The 20,735-nt window shown below is 67.3% G+C and carries 16 protein-coding genes; 5 read left to right on the plus strand and 11 right to left on the minus strand.

Features of this window, described 5'->3' with window-relative positions:
• Positions 1-26: 26 nt before the first annotated feature.
• The 7 genes from CFE35_RS06220 to CFE35_RS06250 form a co-directional block, all read right to left on the minus strand.
• Positions 27-1,223, minus strand: coding sequence for an AAA family ATPase (locus CFE35_RS06220; RefSeq protein ID WP_292929097.1), 1,197 nt, complete (start codon positions 1,221-1,223; stop codon positions 27-29).
• A 19-nt stretch (positions 1,224-1,242) separates the two neighbouring features.
• A complete protein-coding gene (locus CFE35_RS06225; protein WP_292929099.1) occupies positions 1,243-3,000 on the minus strand; it encodes a preprotein translocase subunit YajC in 1,758 nt (585 codons plus the stop codon).
• 2 nt (positions 3,001-3,002) lie between these two features.
• Positions 3,003-3,995, minus strand: coding sequence for a capsular biosynthesis protein (locus tag CFE35_RS06230; RefSeq protein ID WP_292929101.1), 993 nt, complete (start codon positions 3,993-3,995; stop codon positions 3,003-3,005).
• 16 nt (positions 3,996-4,011) lie between these two features.
• Positions 4,012-5,529, minus strand: a complete 1,518-nt coding sequence (locus tag CFE35_RS06235; RefSeq protein ID WP_292929103.1) for an XrtA system polysaccharide chain length determinant — start codon at positions 5,527-5,529, stop codon at positions 4,012-4,014.
• A 13-nt stretch (positions 5,530-5,542) separates the two neighbouring features.
• Entirely contained in the window at positions 5,543-6,190 is a 648-nt protein-coding gene (locus CFE35_RS06240; RefSeq protein ID WP_292929105.1) for an XrtA/PEP-CTERM system exopolysaccharide export protein, read from the minus strand.
• 202 nt (positions 6,191-6,392) lie between these two features.
• Entirely contained in the window at positions 6,393-7,628 is a 1,236-nt protein-coding gene (locus CFE35_RS06245) for a pyridoxal-dependent decarboxylase, exosortase A system-associated (RefSeq protein WP_292929107.1), read from the minus strand.
• 3 nt (positions 7,629-7,631) lie between these two features.
• Positions 7,632-9,167, minus strand: coding sequence for an acyl-CoA ligase (AMP-forming), exosortase A system-associated (locus CFE35_RS06250; protein WP_292929109.1), 1,536 nt, complete (start codon positions 9,165-9,167; stop codon positions 7,632-7,634).
• 35 nt (positions 9,168-9,202) lie between these two features.
• On the opposite strand from CFE35_RS06250, the gene CFE35_RS06255 reads away from it, so the two are divergent.
• From CFE35_RS06255 to CFE35_RS06270, 4 genes are read left to right on the plus strand one after another with little or no spacing between them, the layout of a single operon-like run.
• Positions 9,203-10,258 (plus strand): GNAT family N-acetyltransferase, encoded by a 1,056-nt coding sequence (locus CFE35_RS06255; RefSeq protein WP_292929111.1) that lies wholly within the window; start codon positions 9,203-9,205, stop codon positions 10,256-10,258.
• Positions 10,259-10,288: 30 nt separating this feature from the next.
• On the plus strand, positions 10,289-10,564 hold the full coding sequence (locus CFE35_RS06260) for a phosphopantetheine-binding protein (protein ID WP_292929113.1): 276 nt from the start codon (positions 10,289-10,291) through the stop codon (positions 10,562-10,564).
• Between the two features lie 8 nt (positions 10,565-10,572).
• Positions 10,573-11,244: a hypothetical protein gene (locus CFE35_RS06265; protein ID WP_292929115.1), complete on the plus strand. Its 672-nt coding sequence runs from the start codon at positions 10,573-10,575 to the stop codon at positions 11,242-11,244.
• A complete protein-coding gene (locus CFE35_RS06270) occupies positions 11,244-12,020 on the plus strand; it encodes a hydrolase 1, exosortase A system-associated (RefSeq protein WP_366557122.1) in 777 nt (258 codons plus the stop codon). The genes CFE35_RS06265 and CFE35_RS06270 overlap by 1 nt, the downstream gene beginning before the upstream one ends.
• Before the next feature lie 5 nt (positions 12,021-12,025).
• On the opposite strand, the gene trxB is transcribed toward CFE35_RS06270, so the two are convergent.
• Positions 12,026-12,997, minus strand: a complete 972-nt coding sequence (trxB, locus tag CFE35_RS06275) for a thioredoxin-disulfide reductase (RefSeq protein WP_292929117.1) — start codon at positions 12,995-12,997, stop codon at positions 12,026-12,028.
• 192 nt (positions 12,998-13,189) lie between these two features.
• Complete coding sequence (locus CFE35_RS06280) at positions 13,190-15,238, minus strand: S9 family peptidase (protein ID WP_292929119.1); 2,049 nt, start codon at positions 15,236-15,238, stop codon at positions 13,190-13,192.
• 113 nt (positions 15,239-15,351) lie between these two features.
• On the opposite strand from CFE35_RS06280, the gene CFE35_RS06285 reads away from it, so the two are divergent.
• Entirely contained in the window at positions 15,352-17,118 is a 1,767-nt protein-coding gene (locus CFE35_RS06285; RefSeq protein ID WP_292929121.1) for a cation:proton antiporter, read from the plus strand.
• Here CFE35_RS06285 and alaS read toward each other — a convergent pair.
• Together alaS and CFE35_RS06295 are read right to left on the minus strand one after the other, a co-directional pair.
• Positions 17,115-19,766: an alanine--tRNA ligase gene (alaS, locus tag CFE35_RS06290; protein WP_292929123.1), complete on the minus strand. Its 2,652-nt coding sequence runs from the start codon at positions 19,764-19,766 to the stop codon at positions 17,115-17,117. The genes CFE35_RS06285 and alaS overlap by 4 nt on opposite strands.
• Positions 19,767-19,884: 118 nt before the next feature.
• Positions 19,885-20,709, minus strand: coding sequence for a class I SAM-dependent methyltransferase (locus tag CFE35_RS06295; protein ID WP_292929125.1), 825 nt, complete (start codon positions 20,707-20,709; stop codon positions 19,885-19,887).
• Between the last annotated feature and the right edge of the window lie 26 nt (positions 20,710-20,735).

Consider the following 20,735-nt stretch of genomic DNA (forward strand, 5'->3'; position numbering starts at 1 on the left):
AACTGTCCTTTCAGGCAGCGCGGCGTTCAGGCCGCACGGCGGGGCGCTTCGCTTTCGAGCCATTCGATCAGCATGGTGAGCACGTGGCGGATCGCCTGTTCCTGCTCGGCCCCGCGCGCCTCCAGCGCCACGATGCGCTGTTGCAGCGCGCCGAGCGTGGCTTCCAGCGCTTCGAGCCGCGCGTCGGTGGCTGGAACCGCAGCCGGGGCCGCAGGCATGTCGGCGAGTTCGAGCACGGCCCGCTGCAGTTCGGTGATCTGCTCGGCCTGGCTCGTCATCGCGCTGTGCAGCGCGGCCAGACTAGCCATCGCGGCTGCTGGGGGCGTCGCTGCCACCACCGCTTCCGGCGCGATCAGCGGAGCCAGAGCCGATGCTGGCGCGGGTGCCGGTGCATCGGCATCACCCAGCGCACCATCTCGCTCCAGATCGGCGATCACTTCGGCCAGCATCGCAGCATCGATCCGCGATTTCTGCTCGACCGCGCCCATCAGCAGCAGGCGGCCGACCACCTGGTTGATCCGGCGCGGCAGGCAGCCGGTCGCCGTGGCGAGATCGGCCCACACGGCCTTGTCGAACGCCGGATTGCCGTTCCAGCCCACGCAGGCCAGCCGGTGCAGCACATAAGGGCCGACTTCCTCGGGCTCCATCGCATCGAGATGGTGCGTGGCGATCACGCGCTGGCGCAGTTGCTCCAGCCGCGGCGAATTGTGCAGCACATCGCGAAACTCGGGCTGGCCCAGCAGCAGGATCTGCAACAACGGATGCGCGCCAAGCTGGAAGTTGGACAGCATCCGCAGCTCCTCGAGCGCCTCGATCGAGAGGTTCTGCGTCTCGTCCACCACCAGCAGGCAGCGCCGCCCGGCGCGGGCTTCCTCGTGCAGGAACCCCTCGATCAGGGCGAGCGCGCTAGCCTTGTCGTGCCCCGCAACCGCAATGCCAAACGCGCGCGCAGCCATGTGGACGAGTTCGCCGCCATCCAGCCGGCTGGTCACGATCTGCCCCGCCGTCAGCCGCTGGCGGTCGATGGTGGCAAGGAGATGCGCCGCCAAGGTCGATTTGCCCGCGCCCACCGCACCGGTGATGACGATGAAGCCTTCCCCCTGCGCGAGGCCATAACCGAGATAGGACAGCGCCTTGCGGTGCGTTCCGCTCTCGAAATAGAACTCTGGATCGGGGGTGAGCTGGAAGGGCCGCCCGGTCAGCTGGTAGAATGTGTCGTACATCTTGGGAGACGTCCCTGCTTTAGAAGTTGTAGCGCAGGCCGACCTGCCCGGTGGCGATCAGCTCGTCCGGTGCGACCTTGCGATTGAGTGCATCGAGCCCTGCGCCAGCATTGCCGACAAGGCGCGAGGTGAACTGGTGCGAAATGCCCGCATTTATGCCCACAGCGTTGACATCGCCAAGATCGGAGATCCCGGACTTGTACCAGCTATCGTAAATGCCGACGGAAAAGCCGGTGAGCCGGTCGATTGCGCCCGAAATCTGGCCGTTGACATAGAGCGTCTCGTCGGTGCGGCCATTGGCATTTTCCAGCACCGTACCGCGCGCGCCGATGAACTTGCGCCGCAGATAGCCCGCGCCAAGGCCCAGCCGCAGCTGCCCGGCCATGCGGCTATAGCTGGCCGAAACACCCCGGTTGCGGAATGCCGCCGAAGCGATCGAACCCAGCGCGCCGTTGACACAACCCCCGCCCTGCGCACCCGTGGCGCAGCCCGAGATATCGCCGCTGAACGGATTGCGATCGGTGGTAAAGTCGGTCGGCAATCCGCGAACGGCATTGCCCACGGCGGAACCGAACCCGCTCACGCTATCGAACACATCGATATTGAGCGAGCTGCGCGCATTGGGCGCGTAGGAGAACTGGCCGTAATAGGTCATGCTGTCATAGCGGTGGCCGATAGAGGCGCTGAGCGACGTGCGGCGGCTGGGCCGCCACATCACCCCGGCATCCCAGGTCATCCCGCTCACATCATAGGCGATCTGGCGCGGCTTCGACTTGTCGGTCACGAAGCGGCCATCGCTGCCCACCTGCGGCACGCCGCCCGGCCCGCGCACGGCATCGCGCGAGGAAACCTCGACATCCTGCCAGCCCACGCCGCCGATCAGTGCCAGCTCCGACGTGATCGGCAAAGTGGCCTGCACCCCGCCGCGCAGTTCGCGCACGCGCTGATCGAGGTTGGATATGTCTTCCTGACTATAGCCGCCGCTGGCCGAAAGCCCGACCGGCAGCACCGTACCGGGCGCAAACCCGACCGAGGCTTGCGCGGCCTGCGCCACCGAATGATTGAAGATATCGCCCTGCGCCTGCGGGGTACCCTGCACGGTGAGGCGCGGCGTGTTCACCTTGGTATAGCCGACGAGATAGGAGCCCTTGACCGCCAGATCGCCCATCTGGGTCGAGAGCGCCGGGCCGGCATAGAGCGAATAGACTTGTGCAATGCGATCGCCCGTTTCGACCGAGCCGAGGCGCGAGGCCCCGTTGGCATCGAAGCGGGTGCGTGTGGCAAGGCCGCCTGCCTCGATCGTCAGCTGGCGCGGGATCAGATCGTGCCGCACCCGCGCGAGGCCCGAGATCGTGTCGTTGCTGGCGATATTGCCGCTTTCGGCAAAGCGCCGCTCATAGCGCACTGAAACCGCGCCTTCCGTGCGCCGCCCGGCCAGCGACATGTCGAGGCCGACCGCCACGCTGGAATAGGTCAGCACCTCATGCGTCGGCTCCAGCCGCGCCAGCACGCTCTGGTTGAGCTCGATATAAGGCTGGATCTTCATCCGCCCGCCGCCACCGGCGCTGCCGATGCTGCGCCCGCCCCCTCCCGAGCCCTTACGCGAAGCGCCGCCGCCATCCGATGACGCGCCATCGCCGCCGGAAAGCCCCTCACTATCGCCGGGATCGCCATAAGGCAGCGACTGGGCATGGGCTGCGCCCGCGACCAGCGCGAGCGCCAGTACGCCTGCGGCCATCGCGCCGCTCACAAGAGCACGGTTCGAGTTACGCGCCATGGTCATTCCTTGTACCCGTAGTAGGAGCCGAAGCGACGTCCGGTGGGTGAGAAGCGAGTGCAGTTGAGCAGGAGCTTGATATCGTCGCAGCCTGCCAGAATGCTCACCGCATCGCGCAGCGCGGCCTCGCCGGTCTGGTCGGCGCGCACCACCATCAGCGCCTGGCCGACATGGTGCGCCAGTTCGGACGCGGGAGAAGCTGCCAGCACGGGCGGGCTATCGAAGATGACGATGCGGTTGGGCGCCTGCGAACTGAGGCGGCCCAGCACTTGCGCGGTGTAGCTTGAAGCGAGATGCTCGGTATCGTGGCCGCTCGAATTGCCCGCAGGCAGCACGAACAGCCCGGCGATATCGGTGCCGATGATGCAATCTTCCACGGCGATGGCCGGATCGGCCAGCGCATCCATCAGCCCGGGACCGCCCGGCAGGCCAAACGCCGAAAGCACGCTGGGCTTGGCGAAATCGGCATCGACAAGGAGCACTTCGGTGTCCTTCTCCGCCGCCATCGACAGCGCGAGATTGACCGCGCAGAATGTCTTGCCCTCACCGGGATGCGCCGAGCACACCAGAATGCGCTCGCCATGCGGCGCGCCGCAGCCCGCGCGCGATTCCGCTGCGGTCATCAGCAGCTGGCGCTTCACGATGCGGAATTCCTCGAGCAGGCCGGTGACCGGCCCTTCCGGCTCGATCAGGCACTGTTCGCGCAAGTGCTTGCGGTCGATCGGATGGAACGTGCCCCGGAACGACTGCCGCGCCGGGATCCCGTCGAATGCCGGGGGCGCCAGGCTGGGCGGCACCGGCGCAGGGCCGCGCTGCACCAGCGTTGCCGGTTCGGCGGCTTCGGGCATGACCGGCGCCGGCTCGCGCGGCTCAGGCAGCTTCGGCGCAACCGGCGACTGAAACGCCCGCAAGTCGAAAGTGCCCGCCGCGCGCTCGATCAGCGAGCGCGCCTCGGACGTGTCCTTGGGCAGGGGGATCTTGCTCTGTTCGGTCATGATCTGTTGCGTTCCCTCAGGCGACCATGCCGCGTTTCATGAATTCGACCGCGAGCAGCACCACGAGCACGAACGCGAGGCTGGCAACGCCGCCGGCGAACCACTTGAGATGACGCCAGTATTGTGCCCGCGCCCGCCGCGTCAGCGTGAGCGTGACCGAGCCGATCACCGGCATGCCGGTCGCGCGTTCAAGCTGGCCGGTCGTCGAATAGGTCGAGCGCAGCTGGCCCACCGCGAAGGCAAGGCCGCAGCCCGCCGCCACGCCAACGATCAGCACAAGGAAAAGCAGCATCGGCCGATCTGGCGCAGAAGGGCCGCGCGGCGTCGTCGGCGGGTCGATCACTTCGAACTTCACCGCATTGCGCTCGGTCTCCACCTGCCCGCGCAGGCGCAGCTGTTCGCGGTCGCGCAGCAGCTTGTCGTATTGCTCCTTGAGCACGTCATAATCGCGGTTGATCCGCGAGGCTTCGGCGGCGAGACCCGGCTCGCTGAACTGGCGGCCGGTCAGCTGCGCCAGCTCCGCGCTGAGCGAGGAGCGGCGCGATTGCAGCGCGATGAGGCTCGCCTCGCGGTCTGCCTTGATCGATTGCAGCGAGGAATAGGCCGGGTTCGGCATGCCGCCGGGGCCGCCCTCGCCCGCCGCGGCGCGGCTGAGGCTGGCGATCTGCGCCTTGAGCGCGATCACGTCGGGATGGCTGTCGGTCAGGCCGCGCGCGCGCAGCGCACCGAGATCGGCCTGCGCCTGCGCCAGCGAACCGCGCGCTCCGCCCTGCGCACCGGGCACCATGATCGTCGGCGGCGTGCCCGAAAGCTGGCCGCGAATGGAAGCCAGCGCGCTCTGCGCCGCCAGCAGATCGGATTCGATCCCGCGCAGTTCGGCGCGCGCGCCTTCGATCTTGCTGGTGAGCGAGCCATTGCCCGGCATCATCTCGGCGTTCTTCGCCTCGAACGCCTGACGCTTCTGTTCGGCCGCTTCGAGGTCCTTCTGCCGGTCGGCCAACTGCTGGTCCATGAAGGCGAGCGTATCGCTCATCTCGCCGCGCCCGCCCGCAAGGTTCTCCTCGCGGAAGATATCGATCATCTTCTGCACGACATCCTGCGCCAGCTTGGCGTTCTGGACATCGGAAAAGGCCTTGCTGCCCGAATAGGCGGAAATCTCGAACAGGTTGTCCTGCTGGCTCACCACCTTTATATTCTTGCCCAGCGCAGCGACGGCCGCTTCCATCTGCTTGTCGGACGTGACCTTGTCGCCCAGCCGCGTGGCACGGACGACCTTGGACAGGTTCACCGAGCTCGTCAGCGTCTGGCGCACGCGCTCGATATCGCGCTTGCGGTCGCCGCCGATGCCGATCTGGTCGGACAGCACATCGTCGATCTGGACGAAGATGCGCGCCTTCGATTCGTAAGTATTGGGCACTGTCGCCACGACCAGCCAGCCCGCCATGCAGACCAGCCAGGCCGCGCCCAGCGCCAGCCAGCGCCGGTGCCAGATGCCATAAAGCGCGATGCGCACTTCCTCGTAGATGCTCGTCATGCGGCCGGCACCCTCAGAACGTGCTTTCCGGGATGATGATCACATCACCCGGCATCAGCATGACATTGGCGCGCGTGTCGCCCTTGCGCAGCAGATCGCCGATCCGCACGCCATATTCCTTCTGCTTGCCGGTCTGCTTGTCGAAGCGCACCAGCCGAGCCTTGTTGCCCGCCGCGTATTCCGAAAGGCCGCCCACCGCGATCATCGCATCGAGCAGGGTCATGTTCGCACGATAGGGGATCGAGGCCGGCTTGCCGGTGGCGCCAACGATGCGCACCTGCTGGCTGAACGTGCCCGAAAACTTGTTGACGATGACCGAGACGATCGGTTCCTGAATATACTGCGAGAGCTGGAGCTTGATGTCCTCGGACAGCATCGAGGGGGTCTTGCCCACGGCCGGCATGTCGGTGATCAGCGGCGTGGTGATGCGCCCGTCCGGCCGCACCTGCACCGTCGCGCCGAGTTCGGGATTGCGCCACACGAAGATGGTCAGGTCGTCGAGCGGCCCGATCACGTATTCCTCGCCCGGCCCTTCCTGCAGCGCCACGAACGAGGCTGGCGGCAATTGCGCACCGCCGCCACCGCCCGCACATCCGCCGAGCAGAAGGCTCACCGTGGCCGCGCTGGCCAGCAAGCGGGTGATACGCGTATTCTTGGGCATTGACCGTCCTTTGCGCGCGCTGGGCAGGCTGTCCCGTTTGTCCCGCAGCGGGACCACGGGGAGCTCCCATGACTTGCGGGGTATCGCCAAAAAGGGTGAAGATACCGTTAGTCCTGATCCGCATGGCGCGGTCCGCACAAGGGCATTTACGCCAAAGTCCCGTAACGGGACGGCGATCAGTCTATAGGTTAATACCTATAAATCAGACAGTTGCGTTAACCAGCCGTTCAGCCGCTGGTCCGTGCCCCAGAAAGTGCACCGGGCTCGCACTCGCGCCATAGGCCCCGGCGCAGAACACCGCGACGAGATCGCCTTCGTCCGCACGCGGGAAGCCGCCCTTGTCGGCCAGCCGGTCGAGCGGAGTGCACAAACAGCCGACGATGCTGGCTTCTTCCGCAGGCGCCGCGCCGAACTTGGTGGCAATCGCGCTGGGATAATTGCGCCGCACCACCGTGCCGAAATTGCCGCTCGCCGCGAGCTGGTGATGCAGCCCGCCATCGGTGACGAGGAAAACCTCGCCGTGGCTTTCCTTGCGGTCGATGATGCGCGCCAGATAAACCCCAGCCTCGCCAACGAGATAGCGGCCAAGCTCGATGCAGAACGCGGTCTCGGCCAGCACTGCGGGCAGCGCGGCCAGCTGCTCGGCCAGCGCCGCGCCGACAGCGGCCAGATCCAGTGGGAGATCGCCCGGAAAATAGGGAATGCCAAACCCGCCGCCAAGGTTGCACGCGGGCAGCGCCGCGCCGCTTTCCTCCGCCAGCCGCGCCGCCAGCGCGATTGTCGCCGCCTGCATTTCGGCAATCGCGGCGGCGTCCAGTGTCTGGCTCCCGGCGTAGATATGGAAACCGCGCCAGTCCGCACCCGCCGCGATGATCTGCCGTGCCAGCGCAGGCACCGCCGCCGCATCGACGCCAAACGGCTTCGCGCCGCCACCCATCTTCATCCCCGAACCCTTGAGATCGAAATCAGGATTGACCCGGATCGCGAGGCGCGGGGCGAGGCCCAGACGTTCCCCGATGGCCAGCGCGCGCTCGGCTTCGCGCGCGGATTCGAGGTTCAGCGTCACGCCCCGGCTAATGGCCGCTGCAAGATCGGCATCGCGCTTGCCCGGCCCCGCAAAACTGATCCGCTCCGCCGGAACTCCCGCCGCCTCGGCCAGCAGCAATTCCCCGCCGGAAGCAATATCGAACCCGTCGACCAGCCCCGCCATGTGCCGCAACACCGGGCCATAGGGATTAGCCTTCATCGCATAGTGCAGCCCCAGCCGCTGCGGCAACGCCGCGCGCAAGGCCGCGACGCGCGCCGCAATCAGCGCGCCATCATAGACGAACAGCGGCGAACCCGCCTCCGCCACCAGCGCAGACGCCTTGTGCCCGCCAATGGCAAGCTCTCCATCGATCGCGGCAAATCCGGGCGGAATGGGGCCAAGCGGCTTCATGGCTCAGCCCTTTGCCACCGCAGCCGATAATTCCTGGTAAAGGCCCGTCCGGTCGAGCTTGCCATTGGGGCTGAGCGGCATCGCCTCGCGCCAGTGGATCACGCGCGGTACCATGAAGCCCGGCAGTTCGCGCGCCAGTGCCCCCGGCAAGTCAGCCGCAGCCTGCCCCGCATCGCCCTTTGCCCGCACCACCAGATGGATCGCCTGTCCCAGCGCCGGATCGGGCAGCCCGAGGGCCACGGCTTCGGCCACCAAGCCCGTTGCGATGGCCGCATCTTCCACTTCCTGCGGGCTGACGCGGTTGCCGCTGGTCTTGATCATCGCATCGCGCCGCCCGGCAAAGTGGAGCAGCCCCGCGCCATCGCGCCGCACCCTGTCGCCGGACCATACGGCCATGCCGCCCATCCGCGAAAAGGCGGGCGCTGGCTTGAACCGCTCCGCCGTCCGCTCTGCATCCTGCCAATAGCCTTGCGCCACCAGCGGCCCGGCATGGACCAGTTCGCCCTCCTCGTCCGCCGCCGCCTCCCGCCCGTCGTCCGCCACCACCATCACTTCGGCAAACGGGATCGCCGTGCCCATCGAAGTCGGGTGCGCGTCCACCAGCGCCGGATCGAGATACGTCGAACGAAACGCCTCGGTGAGACCATACATCGCAAACAGCCGCGCCTGCGCAAACCGTGTGCGCAGCGCCCGCACCAGCGGCTCCGTCAGCGCGCCGCCGCTATTGGTCAGCCGCTTGAGCCTGAGCGCCGCCGCTTCGGGCCAGTCCAGTTCCACCAGTTGCACCCACAGGGGCGGCACAGCGGCAAGCGTGGTGACGTCATGACGCTCCACCGCCTTTGCCACATCGCGGGCCGTCAGATAGTCAAGCGGCACAGCCGCCCCGCCTGCATACCATGTCGAAAACAGCTGGTTCTGCCCATAATCGAACGCCAGCGGCAGCACGGCCAGCACGCGGTCCTCCGCCGTCAGCCCCAGATAATGCGCCACGCTCACCGCGCCGAGCCACAGGTTCGCATGGCTGAGCATGACCCCCTTGGGCCGCCCGGTCGACCCGCTGGTATAGAGGATCGCCGCGAGCGCATCTGGCGCGGCCTGCGATGGCCCCAGCGGCACAAGGCCTTCCGCCGCCGCCCACACCGCGCTTTCCTCCTGCGCCGCCGCTCCGGCCAGATCGCCCGGCTCCAGCGTCGCCAGCCGCCCTGCATTGGCAATCAGCAGGCGCGCCCCGCTGTCGCCCAGAATATGCGCCACTTGCGCGCGCTTGAGCAGCGGGTTCACCGGCACATGCACCAGCCCGGCCCGAACCGCCGCCAGCGGCATCAGGCACGCCAGCTCGCTTTTGGGCAGCCATGTCGCGACACGTGCGCCCGGCTCGGAAATTTGCGCCGCAAGCCACGCCGCCAATTGTCCTAAACGCTGATTTAACGCCTCATAGCTAAGCCCATGCGTCTTGAAGACCAGCGCGGGCGCATCGGGCTTGCCCCGCAGCGCAAGGTGATCAAGCGGAAACACGGTCGGATCGGGCGCTGCTGGCACGCGGCTCTCTCGGGCAGGAAGGCAGGAAACGGGGTTTGGCTCTCACGGTCTATCACGCTGATTTGCGGGAAGCGCAAGCGGACCCGGCGCTCGCCGCGCTGCTTGGCCGCGCGCCCGCAAGCGCGCCGTTCGACCGGCTGGAGTGGCTCGCCCTCCTCGCCCGGCATTGCCTTCCCGCTGCCACCTGCAAGCTCGCCATTGCCCGTGACGGCGATGCAATCGCCGTCCTTCCTTTCCGCACAAGCCCCGGCGGCGCCGCCCCGTTCGGCACATGGTACAGCTTCTTCGTCCGCCCACTGACGAACGCGCCCGCTCGCGCTCCCGAACTCTTTGCAGCCCTCGCCCGCAGCCTTGCCCCGGCGGGTTCAGCGCAGCTTTCACCGGTGCCCGAAGCCGAAGCCCAAGCCCTTGCCACGGCCTTCCGCACCGCTGGCTGGATCGGCGCGGCCGAACCCTGCGACACCAACCACATCCTCGAACTCGGGGGCCGCAGCTTCGCCGCATATTGGGCGGCCCGCCCCGGGCAGCTGCGCGAAACCGTCCGCCGCAAGACCGCGCGCGGCAAGGTTTCCCTGCGCATCGAGAGCGTCTTCAGCGAGGCCGATTGGGCCGCCTACGAGGCGATCTACGCCAAAAGCTGGAAGCCCGAGGAAGGCAATCCAGCGTTCCTGCGCGCCTTCGCCCAAGCCGAAAGTGCCGCCGGAGCCCTGCGCATGGGAATCGCCGAAATCGATGGTCAGCCTGTCGCCGCGCAGTTCTGGACAATCGAGGGCGGCACCGCGTGGATCCACAAACTGGCGCACGATGAAGCCCACCGCGCCCATTCCCCCGGCACGCTGCTGACCGCCGCGATGTTCGCGCACGTCATCGACAAGGACCGCGTCCACACCGTCGATTTCGGCACCGGCAACGATCCCTACAAGCGTGACTGGATGGAGGCGCAGCGCCCGCGCTATGCGCTCCGGTTCTATCGCCCTGCTGCGGTGGGGCATTGGCCCGCACTCGCCCGCCTCGCCGCCAGCACCGTCAAACGCCGGGTGCTGGGCCCCCGCCCGAAGCCCATGCTTGTCTCCCCGCAGGCCGCTGGCTAAAGCGCGCGCCACCTCTTTCAGAACAAGGCCTTGACCGTGACTTCGCCCGACCAGACCGACACCGACTTGCGCAGCCTCCTGAACGATGTGCTCGGCCTCGGCCCCGCGCGCGCTGCGGCGCTGACGGCAAACAGCGGCCTCTTCGGCGCCTTGCCCGAACTCGATTCGATGGCCGTCGCCGGGCTCCTCACCGAAATCGAGGACCGCTTCGACGTGGTGATCGATGATGACGAAGTCGATGGCGACATGCTCGGCACTTACGGCGATCTCCTCGCCTTCATCGTCCGCAAGCGCGCGGAGGGCTGAGCGCGCGCATGCCGGCAACCTGGCCCTGCCCCGGTCCCTCCGGCATTGCCGATGAATACGCCGTGGCCTTCGACCGCGCGCGCGCCGTCCGCCTGCTGATCGTGCCGCCGCTGTTCGAGGAAATGAACCGCACGCGGCGCATGCTGGTCGAAACGCAGCGCCAGCTCGATGCGCTCGGCGTGGATTCGATGCTCCCCGATCTGCCCGGCTGCAACGAGAGCCTACAAGTCTTTGCGGCGCAGAGCCTCGGCAGCTGGCGCGACGCCATGGCCGCCGCCGCGCGCCACTTTGCCGCAACACACGTCCTTGCCGTGCGCGGCGGCGCACTGGTTTTCCCGACCAACCTGCCCGGCTGGGTGCTCGAACCGCTCAAGGGCTCATCAATCCTGCGCCAGCTGCTGCGCGCCCGCGTCCTCGCCGCCAAGGAAGCCGGGCGGGAAGAAAACAGCGCCGATCTGCTCGAACAGGGCCGCAACCATGGCCTTGAACTGGCAGGATATCAGCTTTCCGCCGCGCTCGTCGCCTGGCTTGATGCTGCTGTCCCGCAGGACGAGGGGCAAGTGGTTCTGCGGCAGGCGGCCCTTGGCGGCAGCGCCTTGTGGCTCCGCAGCGAGCCCGGTGAAGATCCCGCCCAGTCCGCCAATCTCGCCCGTCTGATCGCTGCCGAGGCAAACGGCTGATGCGCCGCCACCTCACTTTCCCTTGCGGCCATGACACGCTCGTCGGCACGCTCGACATGGAGGCCGCCACCGGCACCACCGGCGTGCTGCTCGTTTCCGGAGGGCGGGAAATCCGCGCCGGCAGCTGGGGCGGACAAGCCCAGCTCGCCACCCGCCTCGCCGCCGCCGGGGTGCCGGTCTTGCGCTACGACCGGCGCGGCGTGGGCGAAAGCGAAGGTAGCGATCCCGGCTTCCTCCACACGCGCGACGATATCGCCGCCGCCCTCGCCGCCTTCCACGCCGCCGTGCCCAGCCTGCGCCGGGTGTTCGCTTTCGGCAATTGCGATGCGGCTGCCGCGCTGATGCTCCACGGCGCGGAAATCGGTCTCGATGGCCTCGTTCTCGCCAATCCGTGGACGCTGGAAACGGACGACGCCGATGCCGCTCCTCCCGCCGCGCTGCGCCAGCGCTATCTCGCCAAGCTCGCCAATCCGCGCGAAGTCCTGCGCCTGCTTACCGGCGGGGTGAACCTCGCCAAGCTCGCGCGCGGCCTCAGGCGCGCTGCCGCCGCCCCGGCCAGATCATCGCTGGTCGATAGCATGGCGGCAAACCTCGCGGGCTTTCCCGGCCCGGTCACGATCCTCCTCGCCACCGGCGACCGCACCGCGCAGATGTTCGCTGCCGTCTGGCCCGCCGAAGACCCGCGCATCCAGCGCCACGCCAGCAGCGGCCACAGCTTCGCGGGTGAGGAGGCGCAAGGCTGGCTGCTGGAACGCCTGCTCGAAGCGCTGCGCTAGACCCCTTACTCCGCCGCCACCGCCTGCGTGGCGGCAAAAGCATGCTCGGCCAGGAACCGCTCGGCATCGAGCGCGGCCATGCAGCCCGTACCTGCTGCGGTGACCGCCTGCCGGTAGGTGTGGTCCATCACGTCGCCGCAGGCAAACACGCCCGGGATCGCCGTCTTGGGCGTGCCCGGCTGCACGACGATATAGCCGCTCGCGTCGAGTTCCAGCTTGCCCTTGAACAGTTCGGTCGCGGGCGCATGGCCGATGGCCACGAACGCGCCGTCGGTCGCCACCGAGGATGCCTCGCCCGTCACCGTATCAACCAGTTCGACCGCTTCGAGCACGCCGCCAGCCGCGCCGCTGAAGCGCGTCACCGCCTTGTTCCACAGCACCTTGATGCGCGGATTGTTCATCAGGCGGTCCTGCAGGATCTTCTCGGCGCGCAGGCTGTCGCGCCGGTGGATCAGCGTCACTTCGGGCGAATGGTTGGTGAGGTAGAGCGCTTCCTCGACCGCGGTATTGCCGCCGCCGATCACCACCACCTTCTTGCCGCGATAGAAGAACCCGTCACACGTCGCGCAGGCCGAAACGCCCTTGCCGCCGAATTCCTGTTCGCCTTCCACGCCAAGCCAGCGCGCCTGCGCGCCGGTCGCGATCACCAGCACATCGCCTTCGTAGATATCGCCGCTATCGCCCATCGCGCGGAACGGGGGGCCATCCATGTTCACTTCGGTGATCGTGTCCCACAGCATCCGCGTGCCGACATGCTCGGCCTGCGCCTGCATTTCCTGCATCAGCCAGGGCCCCTGGATCACATCGCGAAAGCCGGGATAGTTCTCGACGTCGGTGGTGATCGTCAGCTGTCCGCCGGGCTGCAGCCCCTGCACCACGATCGGCTCCATGCCCGCGCGTGCGCCATAGATGGCAGCAGAAAGCCCGGCGGGGCCGGAACCGATGATCAACATGCGGGTCTTGTGGGTCGTAGCCATGAAATCCTCCAATGCGCGCGGGAAATAAGGCGCACCCATGCGGAATACGAGTCCACATGCAGGGCTATTCCCAGATTAGACAAAGTTTCCTTGTGAAGCCCCGCTCGGTTGGCCCTCAAGCCAGCTGGTCGCAGCCCATGCTTGGGCAATGATCCTATGAACGATCTTCTCAGTTTCAGCGTGTTGGAAACCTTACTTCAGATAGCGCGCGAACCAGTCCACGATCCGCTCCAAACGATCCCGCTGAAAGCTGGGGCGCGTGATGCCGTGGTTCTCGTCCGGATAGCCGACCAGCCGCGTCGGCACGCCGGTCAGCTTCAGCGCCTGATAGAGCTGCTGACCGCCGACCAGCGGCACGTTGTCATCCGCGATCCCGCCCATGAACAGCGTCGGCGTCCTGATCCGGTCGGCGTGCATCAGCGGCTCGGACAGCCGCATCCACAGCGCGGGATCCTGCCACGGCGGCCCAAGCTCCTGCGTATATTGCTGGATATACTGGTCCACTCCGAACAGCGCGAAGATATTGCCCTCGCCCGCGCCGCTGAACGCCGCCTTCAGCCGGTTGTCGCGCACGATCAGGAAATCGGTGAGGATGCCGCCATAGCTCCACCCGCCAGCCCCCAGCCGCGCCGGATCGGCAAAGCCCTGCGCCACCGCCCAATCGAGCGTGGCGTGGAGATCGGCCACATCCTTGTTGCCCCAATCGGCCGCCAGCGCCGCCGCATAGGCATCGCCCCGGCCCGAAGACCCGCGATAATTCGGCATCAGCACGGCATAGCCCTGCGCCGCGAGCAGTTCGGCAATCATGCTGTAGCCATCGACCGCGTGGATATCCTGCGCGTTCGGCCCGCCGTGAATCCACAGCAAGGTTGGCACTTTGCCGCCTGCTGCCATGCCAGAAGGACGCATCAGTAAGCCGTGAACCTCGTTGCCGTCCTTGGCCGTCGCCGCGTAGTCCTCCACCTTGGCCCACAGCACACTCTCTGCAAGCACCTTGTTGTGTGATGTCAAAGGCTTGAGCGCGCCTTTTGCATCGAGCGCGTAGATTTCCGCCGGCTGACCATCCCCGCTGGCTACCACCGCGCGCGCCGCCTTGGGATCGGCACTTCCGCATTGCTCAAGGATTGCAAGCCGCCGGTCACCCAAGCGGCGCAGGCCCGCCGAGGAAGTGCCTGCCAACGGGTCCACAACAGCCGGTACTTCGCGGCGATCTTCCGCCAGCACGACACCGATCCGCCCGGCACCAAGGCTAACGGGCGCACTGACATAGACCCCGGCCGTCGCAGGCAGCACCCGTGTCTGCCCGGTGGCCAACACGGTCTGCGCCAGATGCGGCTGGCCATATTGGTCCGCCTTGCCGCCCGGCCCCACCAGATGCGTGATCGTTGTGCCGTCCGCAGACCACAGCAAGGTCTGCCCCGAAGCCCCGCGCAGTTTCGCCACCAGCTTGGGCGCAGCGCCCGCGCGCGCCTCGACAACGGTCAGCCATTGCCCGCCAAGGTCGGCAGGATCTGCCGTATGATCAGTCATATACACGACATACTTGCCATCCGGTGACCACTCCGCCGCGCCCGCGTCAAACGCATCCGTTGCCATCAGCCGCGTCTCGGTCCGCGCCGCCACATCGAACAGGGCGAGGTGCGTGTGGCTTTCGGCGGTGATGAAGCCGGTGCCGTCCTGCTTGAACTTCACATCGTCCACCACCACCGGCAGCGGGCGCTCCGGATCGTCCTTGGGCGGTTCGGTCGCAGGATCGCTGATCGTCAGCAGCAGCGTTTTCGAATCGGGCGACCAGCGGAAGCCGTCGATGCTGCCCTTCACGTCGGTCAGCTTGCTCGCCTCACCGCCGCGCCGGTCGAGCAGCCATATCTGCGCCAGCTTGTCCTTGCCCCGCTTCGAAAGGAACGCGATGGTCCTGCCGTCCGGGCTGAATGCGGGTGCGCTGGCGCTATCCTCGCCGCTCGTCAGTTGCAGCGGCGCGTCCCCGGCCATATCCGCCAGCCACAGCGCGCTGCGCCGCTTGTCGGCCTTCACATCGGCCTCACCCACGACATAGACCGCCTGGCGTCCATCCGGCGCGCAATCCAATTCCGAGAGCGAACGCAGCGCAAGGATATCCGCAATCGTCACCGCATGGCGCGCCGCCGCAGACGGGGTACTTTGCGCCAGCAGCGGCCCAGCCGCGAAAGCCGCCCAACCGGCCAGAGCCAGCCCCAAACCGCTGTGTTTCGCCGCAAACACCATCGTGCATCCCCCCAGAATCCGGACAAGTGTCAAGACTAGCCAGCCCCTGCCCCCCGGGCAACCGACACCTTAATCCATGACATTGCCAGCCATCCGGCTAGGATGGCCGCATGGCCGGACATCTCGAATTCTCTACCTCGATGAGCGACGCGCTCGTCGTCCTTGGCGCCGCGGGGATCGTCATCCCCGCCTTTGCCCGCGCCCGCATCACCCCGGTGATCGGCTTCATCCTCGTCGGCGTTCTGGTCGGCCCGTTCGGCCTTGGCCGCCTCGTCGATGTGTTCCCCGCGCTCTACTTTGTCACGATCACCCGGCCCGAGGCGATCGCGCCCTTTGCCGAACTTGGCGTGATCCTGCTGCTGTTCGAAATCGGGCTGGAACTCTCGTTCGGCCGATTGTGGGACATGCGCGCGCAAGTATTCGGCCTCGGCGCGGCAAAGCTGCTGATTTCAGCCGCGCTGCTCACCCTCATCCTGCTGGCCATGCGCCACGATGGGCCTGCCGCCGCCGGGCTGGGCATCGCACTTGCACTTTCTTCCACCGCGCTGGTGCTGCCCATCGCCGGCACGCAGAGCCCGGTCGGCCGCAAGGCGCTCGCCATGCTGCTGCTTGAGGATATCGCGCTCGTCCCGATCATCTTCGTGCTCGGCGCGTTCGGTCCGGGCGGCTCCAGCGGCGGCGAGCTCATGGCAACGCTGTGGCGCGGCGCGGTGATCGTCGCGGTCATGCTCACGCTGGGCCGCTTTCTCCTGCCGCGCCTGTTCGCCAGCGCCGCGCGCACCAAAAGCCCGGAGCTGTTCCTCGCCTTCAGCCTCCTCGTCGTGATCGCAGCCGCGCTCGCCACCGCAGGCGCAGGCCTTTCGCCGATCATGGGCGCGCTGCTTGCCGGCCTGCTGATCGCCGAAACGGACTACTCGCGCGAAGTCGAGGCAATCACCGCTCCGTTCAAGGGTCTTGCACTCGGCGTGTTCCTGATCACCGTCGGCATGGGCATCGATGTCATGGAAATCTGGCGGCAGCTCGGCGCGATTGCGTTGGGGGTCGGCGCGGTGCTCGCGGCCAAGGCGCTGGTGACGGCGCTGCTGCTGCGGATTGGCGGGGCGAGCCGGGGCATGGCCGCCGAAACCGGCCTGCTCCTCGCCTCGCCGTCGGAGACGACCCTGATCGTGCTCGCCGCCGCTGCGGCTGCCGGGCTCGTCGGGCGGGAAACGGCGCAGTTCTGGCAGATCGTCACCGCACTCGGCCTGACGCTCACCCCGCTACTCGCCATGATCGGCCGCCGCGTCGCCACGGCAGTGGACCGCCCACAGGATATGCCTGTTGGCGAACTGCCGAGCGATGCGAGCGGGCAGGCGATCCTGTTCGGCTATGGCCGCGTCGGCCGGGTGGTCGGTGCCATGCTCGCCCGTCATGACGTGCCGTGGCTCGCAGTCGATGCCGATCCCGCCCTCGTCAGCGAGGCGCGCCAATCGGGCGTTCCGGTGATCTACGGCAATGTCGCCAATGCCGCGCTGCTCGAAAAACTCCACCTCGAAGCCGCCCGGTCGGTCATCGTCACCATGGACGAGCCTGTCCTCGTCAGCCGCACGGTGCGCCGCATCCGCGCCGCGCACCCCGATCTGCCAATCATCGTGCGCGCGCGCGACGCCGCCCACGCTGCCGAGCTTTACCGCGCAGGCGCCAGCGATGCCGTGCCCGAAACGCTCGAAAGCTCGCTCCAGCTATCCGAAGCCGTGCTCGTCGATATGGGCGTCGCCATGGGCCCGGTGATCGCCTCGATCCACGAACTGCGCGACGAATTGCGCGAGACGATCATGCGCGATGGCGGGCTCGACGAGAAACCGCGCCTGAAGGCCGCAGGCCTGCGCGACCGCTAACCGGCCAGCACGCCCTTCGCCGCGGCAATCGCATCAGCCGCCTTCGCACCGTCCGGTCCGCCGCCCTGCGCCATGTCGGGCCGGCCGCCGCCGCCCTTGCCGCCCAGCGCTTCGACCCCTGCACGCACCAGATCAACCGCGCTGACCTTGCCGACAAGATCCTCGGTGACGGCGGCGGCAATGCTTGCCTTGCCATCGTTGACCGCAACAATCACCGCCACGCCCGATCCCATGCGCGCCTTGGCCTGATCCAGCAGCCCGCGCAGTTCCTTGGGGTCCATGCCTTCCAGCACCTGCCCGGAGAACGTCACGCCGCCCACCTGCTCGTCTGCCGGAGCCGCTGCTGCGCCGCCGCCCGATGCACCCGCGAGCGCGAGCGCCTTCTTGGCCTCGGCCAGTTCGCGCTCCAGCTTGCGCCGTTCATCGACCAGCGCGGCCACACGCGCCTCGACCTCGTCGGGAGCGGACCGCAGCAGCCCCGCGGTGCGCCGCAGCGATTCCTCGCGGCCCACCAGATAGGCGCGCGCGCCTGCGCCCGTCAGCGCCTCGATGCGCCGCACACCCGAAGACACCGCGCTTTCGCTCACCACGCGCAGCAGGCCGATATCGCCCAGCGCGCGCACATGGGTGCCGCCACACAGCTCGACCGAATAGGGCTGAGCGCCGGTGCCCATGCTGAGCACGCGCACTTCATCGCCATACTTCTCGCCAAACAGCGCCATCGCGCCCGCCGCAATCGCGTCTTCCGGGCTCATCAGGCGCGTCGTAACCGGCGCATTGGCGAGGATCTCGGCGTTCACTTCGTCTTCGACCGCCGCGATATCCTCGGCGCTCAGGGCCGCCGGGTGCGAAAAGTCGAAGCGCAGCCGCTCGGCCGAAACCATCGAGCCCTTCTGCGTCACATGCGCGCCGAGCCGGCGGCGCAGCGCCTCATGCAGCAAGTGCGTTGCCGAGTGGTTGGCCCGCGTGGCATCGCGCCGCGCCACATCAATGGCGAGTTGCACCGCATCGCCGACCTTGACCGAACCGGCTTCAACGGTGCCCTGATGTGCATGAAGCCGCCCCAAGGGCTTGGCCGTATCGCTCACCGCAATGCGCAGGCCCTCGATGGTCGAGATCGTCCCGGCATCGCCCATCTGGCCGCCGCTTTCGCCGTAGAACGGCGTCTGGTTGGTGATCACAGTGACCGCCTCGCCCGCCGCCGCTTCGGCCACTTCCTTGCCGTCCTTCACCAGCGCGACGACGACGCCCTCGCCGATGTTGGCCGTATAACCGGTGAATTCGGTCGCACCTTCGCGCTCGGCGATGTCGAACCACACTTCGCTGTCGGCGGTCTGGCCGCTGCCCTTCCACGCTGCCCGGGCCGCCGCCTTCTGCTGCGCCATCGCCGCTTCGAACCCGGCACGGTCAACGCTCACCCCGCGCGCGCGCAAGGCGTCTTCGGTCAGATCGTAAGGGAAACCGAACGTGTCATAGAGCTTGAACGCGGTTTCGCCCGGCAGGCTGTCGCCCTCGCCAAGATCACCCGCTTCCTCGTCCAGCAAGCGCAGACCGTTCGCCAGCGTGCGGCGGAACTGCACTTCCTCGCGCAGCAGGGTCTCTTCCACCAGCGGCTGCGCGCGGCCAAGCTCGGGGAACGCCTGCCCCATCTCGGTGACGAGCGAGCCCACCAGCAGGTGCATCAGGGGCTCCTTGGCACCCAGCAAGTGCGCATGGCGCATGGCGCGGCGCATGATCCGCCGCAGCACATAGCCGCGCCCTTCGTTGCTTGGCAGCACGCCGTCGGCCAGCAGGAAGCTGGAAGAACGCAGATGGTCCGCGATCACGCGGTGGCTGGCGCGGCTTTCACCCTCGGCCTTGGTGCCGGTCAGGCTTTCCGAGGCGGCGATCAGCGCGCGGAACGTGTCCGTGTCATAGTTGTCGTGCTCACCCTGCATCACCGCGGCAATGCGCTCCAGCCCCATGCCGGTATCGATGCTCGGGCTGGGCAGGTTCGTGCGGCTGCCATCGGCGGCCTGCTCGAACTGCATGAACACGAGGTTCCAGATTTCGATGAAGCGGTCGCCATCCTCGTCCGGCGATCCCGGCGGCCCGCCGAAGATATGCGCACCATGGTCATAGAAGATTTCCGAACACGGCCCGCACGGCCCCGTATCGCCCATCGACCAGAAGTTGTCGGACGTGGGGATGCGGATGATCCGGTCTTCGGAAAGCCCGGCAACCTTCTTCCACAGGCCGAACGCCTCATCGTCAGTGTGATAGACGGTGACGAGCAGCTTGTCCTTGGGCAGGCCCCATTCGCGGGTCAGCAGGGTCCAGGCGTGCGTGATCGCCTGTTCCTTGAAATAGTCACCGAACGAGAAATTGCCGAGCATCTCGAAGAACGTGTGGTGCCTTGCGGTGTAGCCCACGTTATCGAGATCGTTGTGCTTGCCGCCTGCACGCACGCACTTCTGCGAGGATGTCGCCCGCTTGCTCGCACGCGTTTCAAGGCCCGTGAACACGTTCTTGAACGGGACCATACCCGCGTTGGTGAACATGAGCGTGGGGTCATTGAACGGCACCAGCGGCGCCGAGGGCACGATCTCGTGCCCGGCGGAGCCGAAGTAGTCGAGGAAGGACCGGCGGATTTCGTTGGTCGAAGTCATGACATGCCGATTAGGCGAGGCCTCGGCGCGGAACAAGCACGTTTCGGCGCTTTCGGCATGCTTGTCCCCATCCCGGTGGGGTTTCTGCCCGCCCCACCAAGCCGCGATCAGTCGAGCGTCAGAGGTTGTCCGCCGTCGCGGTTACCAGCCAGGCCGCTGCCGGGAAGCACACCTGCCCACCGACATGGCGCGACTGCACGAGTTCGAGCAGACCGCGTTCGAACCCGGCGCGCGCCTGATCCGGCAAAGTGCGGATCGCCGCCGCGGCCGGACCGATCCGGCTGAAGAACGACAGGGCATCCGCCACCGGATTCGCGCCCGATCCCGCGACATAGGCAAAATCGAGCGGCAGAAACGTGATGTCCCGCCAGCCCTGCAAGCAGCGGCGGGCGCGGTCGGGATCGGCAAAAGCGAACGGCCCCGGCGGAAAATCGACCGCAGCCGTGGGCCTGCCGGGCGGCAGGAGGCGCGCAATCTCCATCGCCCAGGGGTTCTCGGCAGCAGGCCGGAAGCAGGAGAACACCATCCGCGCGCCCGGCGCCGCCACGGCAGAGAGATGCGCGAAAGCCGCCGGGGGATCGCTGAAAAACATCACGCCGTGGCGCGAAACATAGAGATCGGGCGCAGCGCCATCGGCTGTCCAGCTTGAGGCATCGGCCACGGTGAACGAGAGGTTGGCATGGCTTGCAGCGCGGCTTCGGGCCGCAGCAACCAGTTCCTCGGAAATATCGACCCCGGTTATTTGTGCATCGGGCTGCGCGGCGGAGACGGCCAGCGAAAGCTCGCCCGCACCGCAGCCAATGTCGATGATCCGCTTGCCGGGCTCAGCCGCGATCGCGGCAAGAAGATGCGGCGTGAGCGCGGCAAAGCTGCGATCCGTCCGCTCCCACTCCGCCGCCCAGTTCTGGCCGACCCGGCCTTGCCATTCTTGTGCGCCCGTCATGCCATGCAGGCTATGCGCGGCGGCGG

Source organism: Novosphingobium sp. PASSN1 (genome assembly GCF_002278815.1).

Excerpts from the sequence above, each read along its gene's own strand:
- CFE35_RS06220 (WP_292929097.1), bottom strand. The coding sequence starts at position 1,223 with ATGTACGACACATTCTACCAGCTGACCGGGCGGCCCTTCCAGCTCACC.
- CFE35_RS06225 (WP_292929099.1), bottom strand. The coding sequence starts at position 3,000 with ATGGCGCGTAACTCGAACCGTGCTCTTGTGAGCGGCGCGATGGCCGCA.
- CFE35_RS06230 (WP_292929101.1), bottom strand. The coding sequence starts at position 3,995 with ATGACCGAACAGAGCAAGATCCCCCTGCCCAAGGACACGTCCGAGGCG.
- CFE35_RS06235 (WP_292929103.1), bottom strand. The coding sequence starts at position 5,529 with ATGACGAGCATCTACGAGGAAGTGCGCATCGCGCTTTATGGCATCTGG.
- CFE35_RS06240 (WP_292929105.1), bottom strand. The coding sequence starts at position 6,190 with ATGCCCAAGAATACGCGTATCACCCGCTTGCTGGCCAGCGCGGCCACG.
- CFE35_RS06245 (WP_292929107.1), bottom strand. The coding sequence starts at position 7,628 with ATGAAGCCGCTTGGCCCCATTCCGCCCGGATTTGCCGCGATCGATGGA.
- CFE35_RS06265 (WP_292929115.1), top strand. The coding sequence starts at position 10,573 with ATGCCGGCAACCTGGCCCTGCCCCGGTCCCTCCGGCATTGCCGATGAA.
- CFE35_RS06270 (WP_366557122.1), top strand. The coding sequence starts at position 11,244 with ATGCGCCGCCACCTCACTTTCCCTTGCGGCCATGACACGCTCGTCGGC.
- trxB (WP_292929117.1), bottom strand. The coding sequence starts at position 12,997 with ATGGCTACGACCCACAAGACCCGCATGTTGATCATCGGTTCCGGCCCC.
- CFE35_RS06285 (WP_292929121.1), top strand. The coding sequence starts at position 15,352 with ATGGCCGGACATCTCGAATTCTCTACCTCGATGAGCGACGCGCTCGTC.
- alaS (WP_292929123.1), bottom strand. The coding sequence starts at position 19,766 with ATGACTTCGACCAACGAAATCCGCCGGTCCTTCCTCGACTACTTCGGC.
- CFE35_RS06295 (WP_292929125.1), bottom strand. The coding sequence starts at position 20,709 with ATGACGGGCGCACAAGAATGGCAAGGCCGGGTCGGCCAGAACTGGGCG.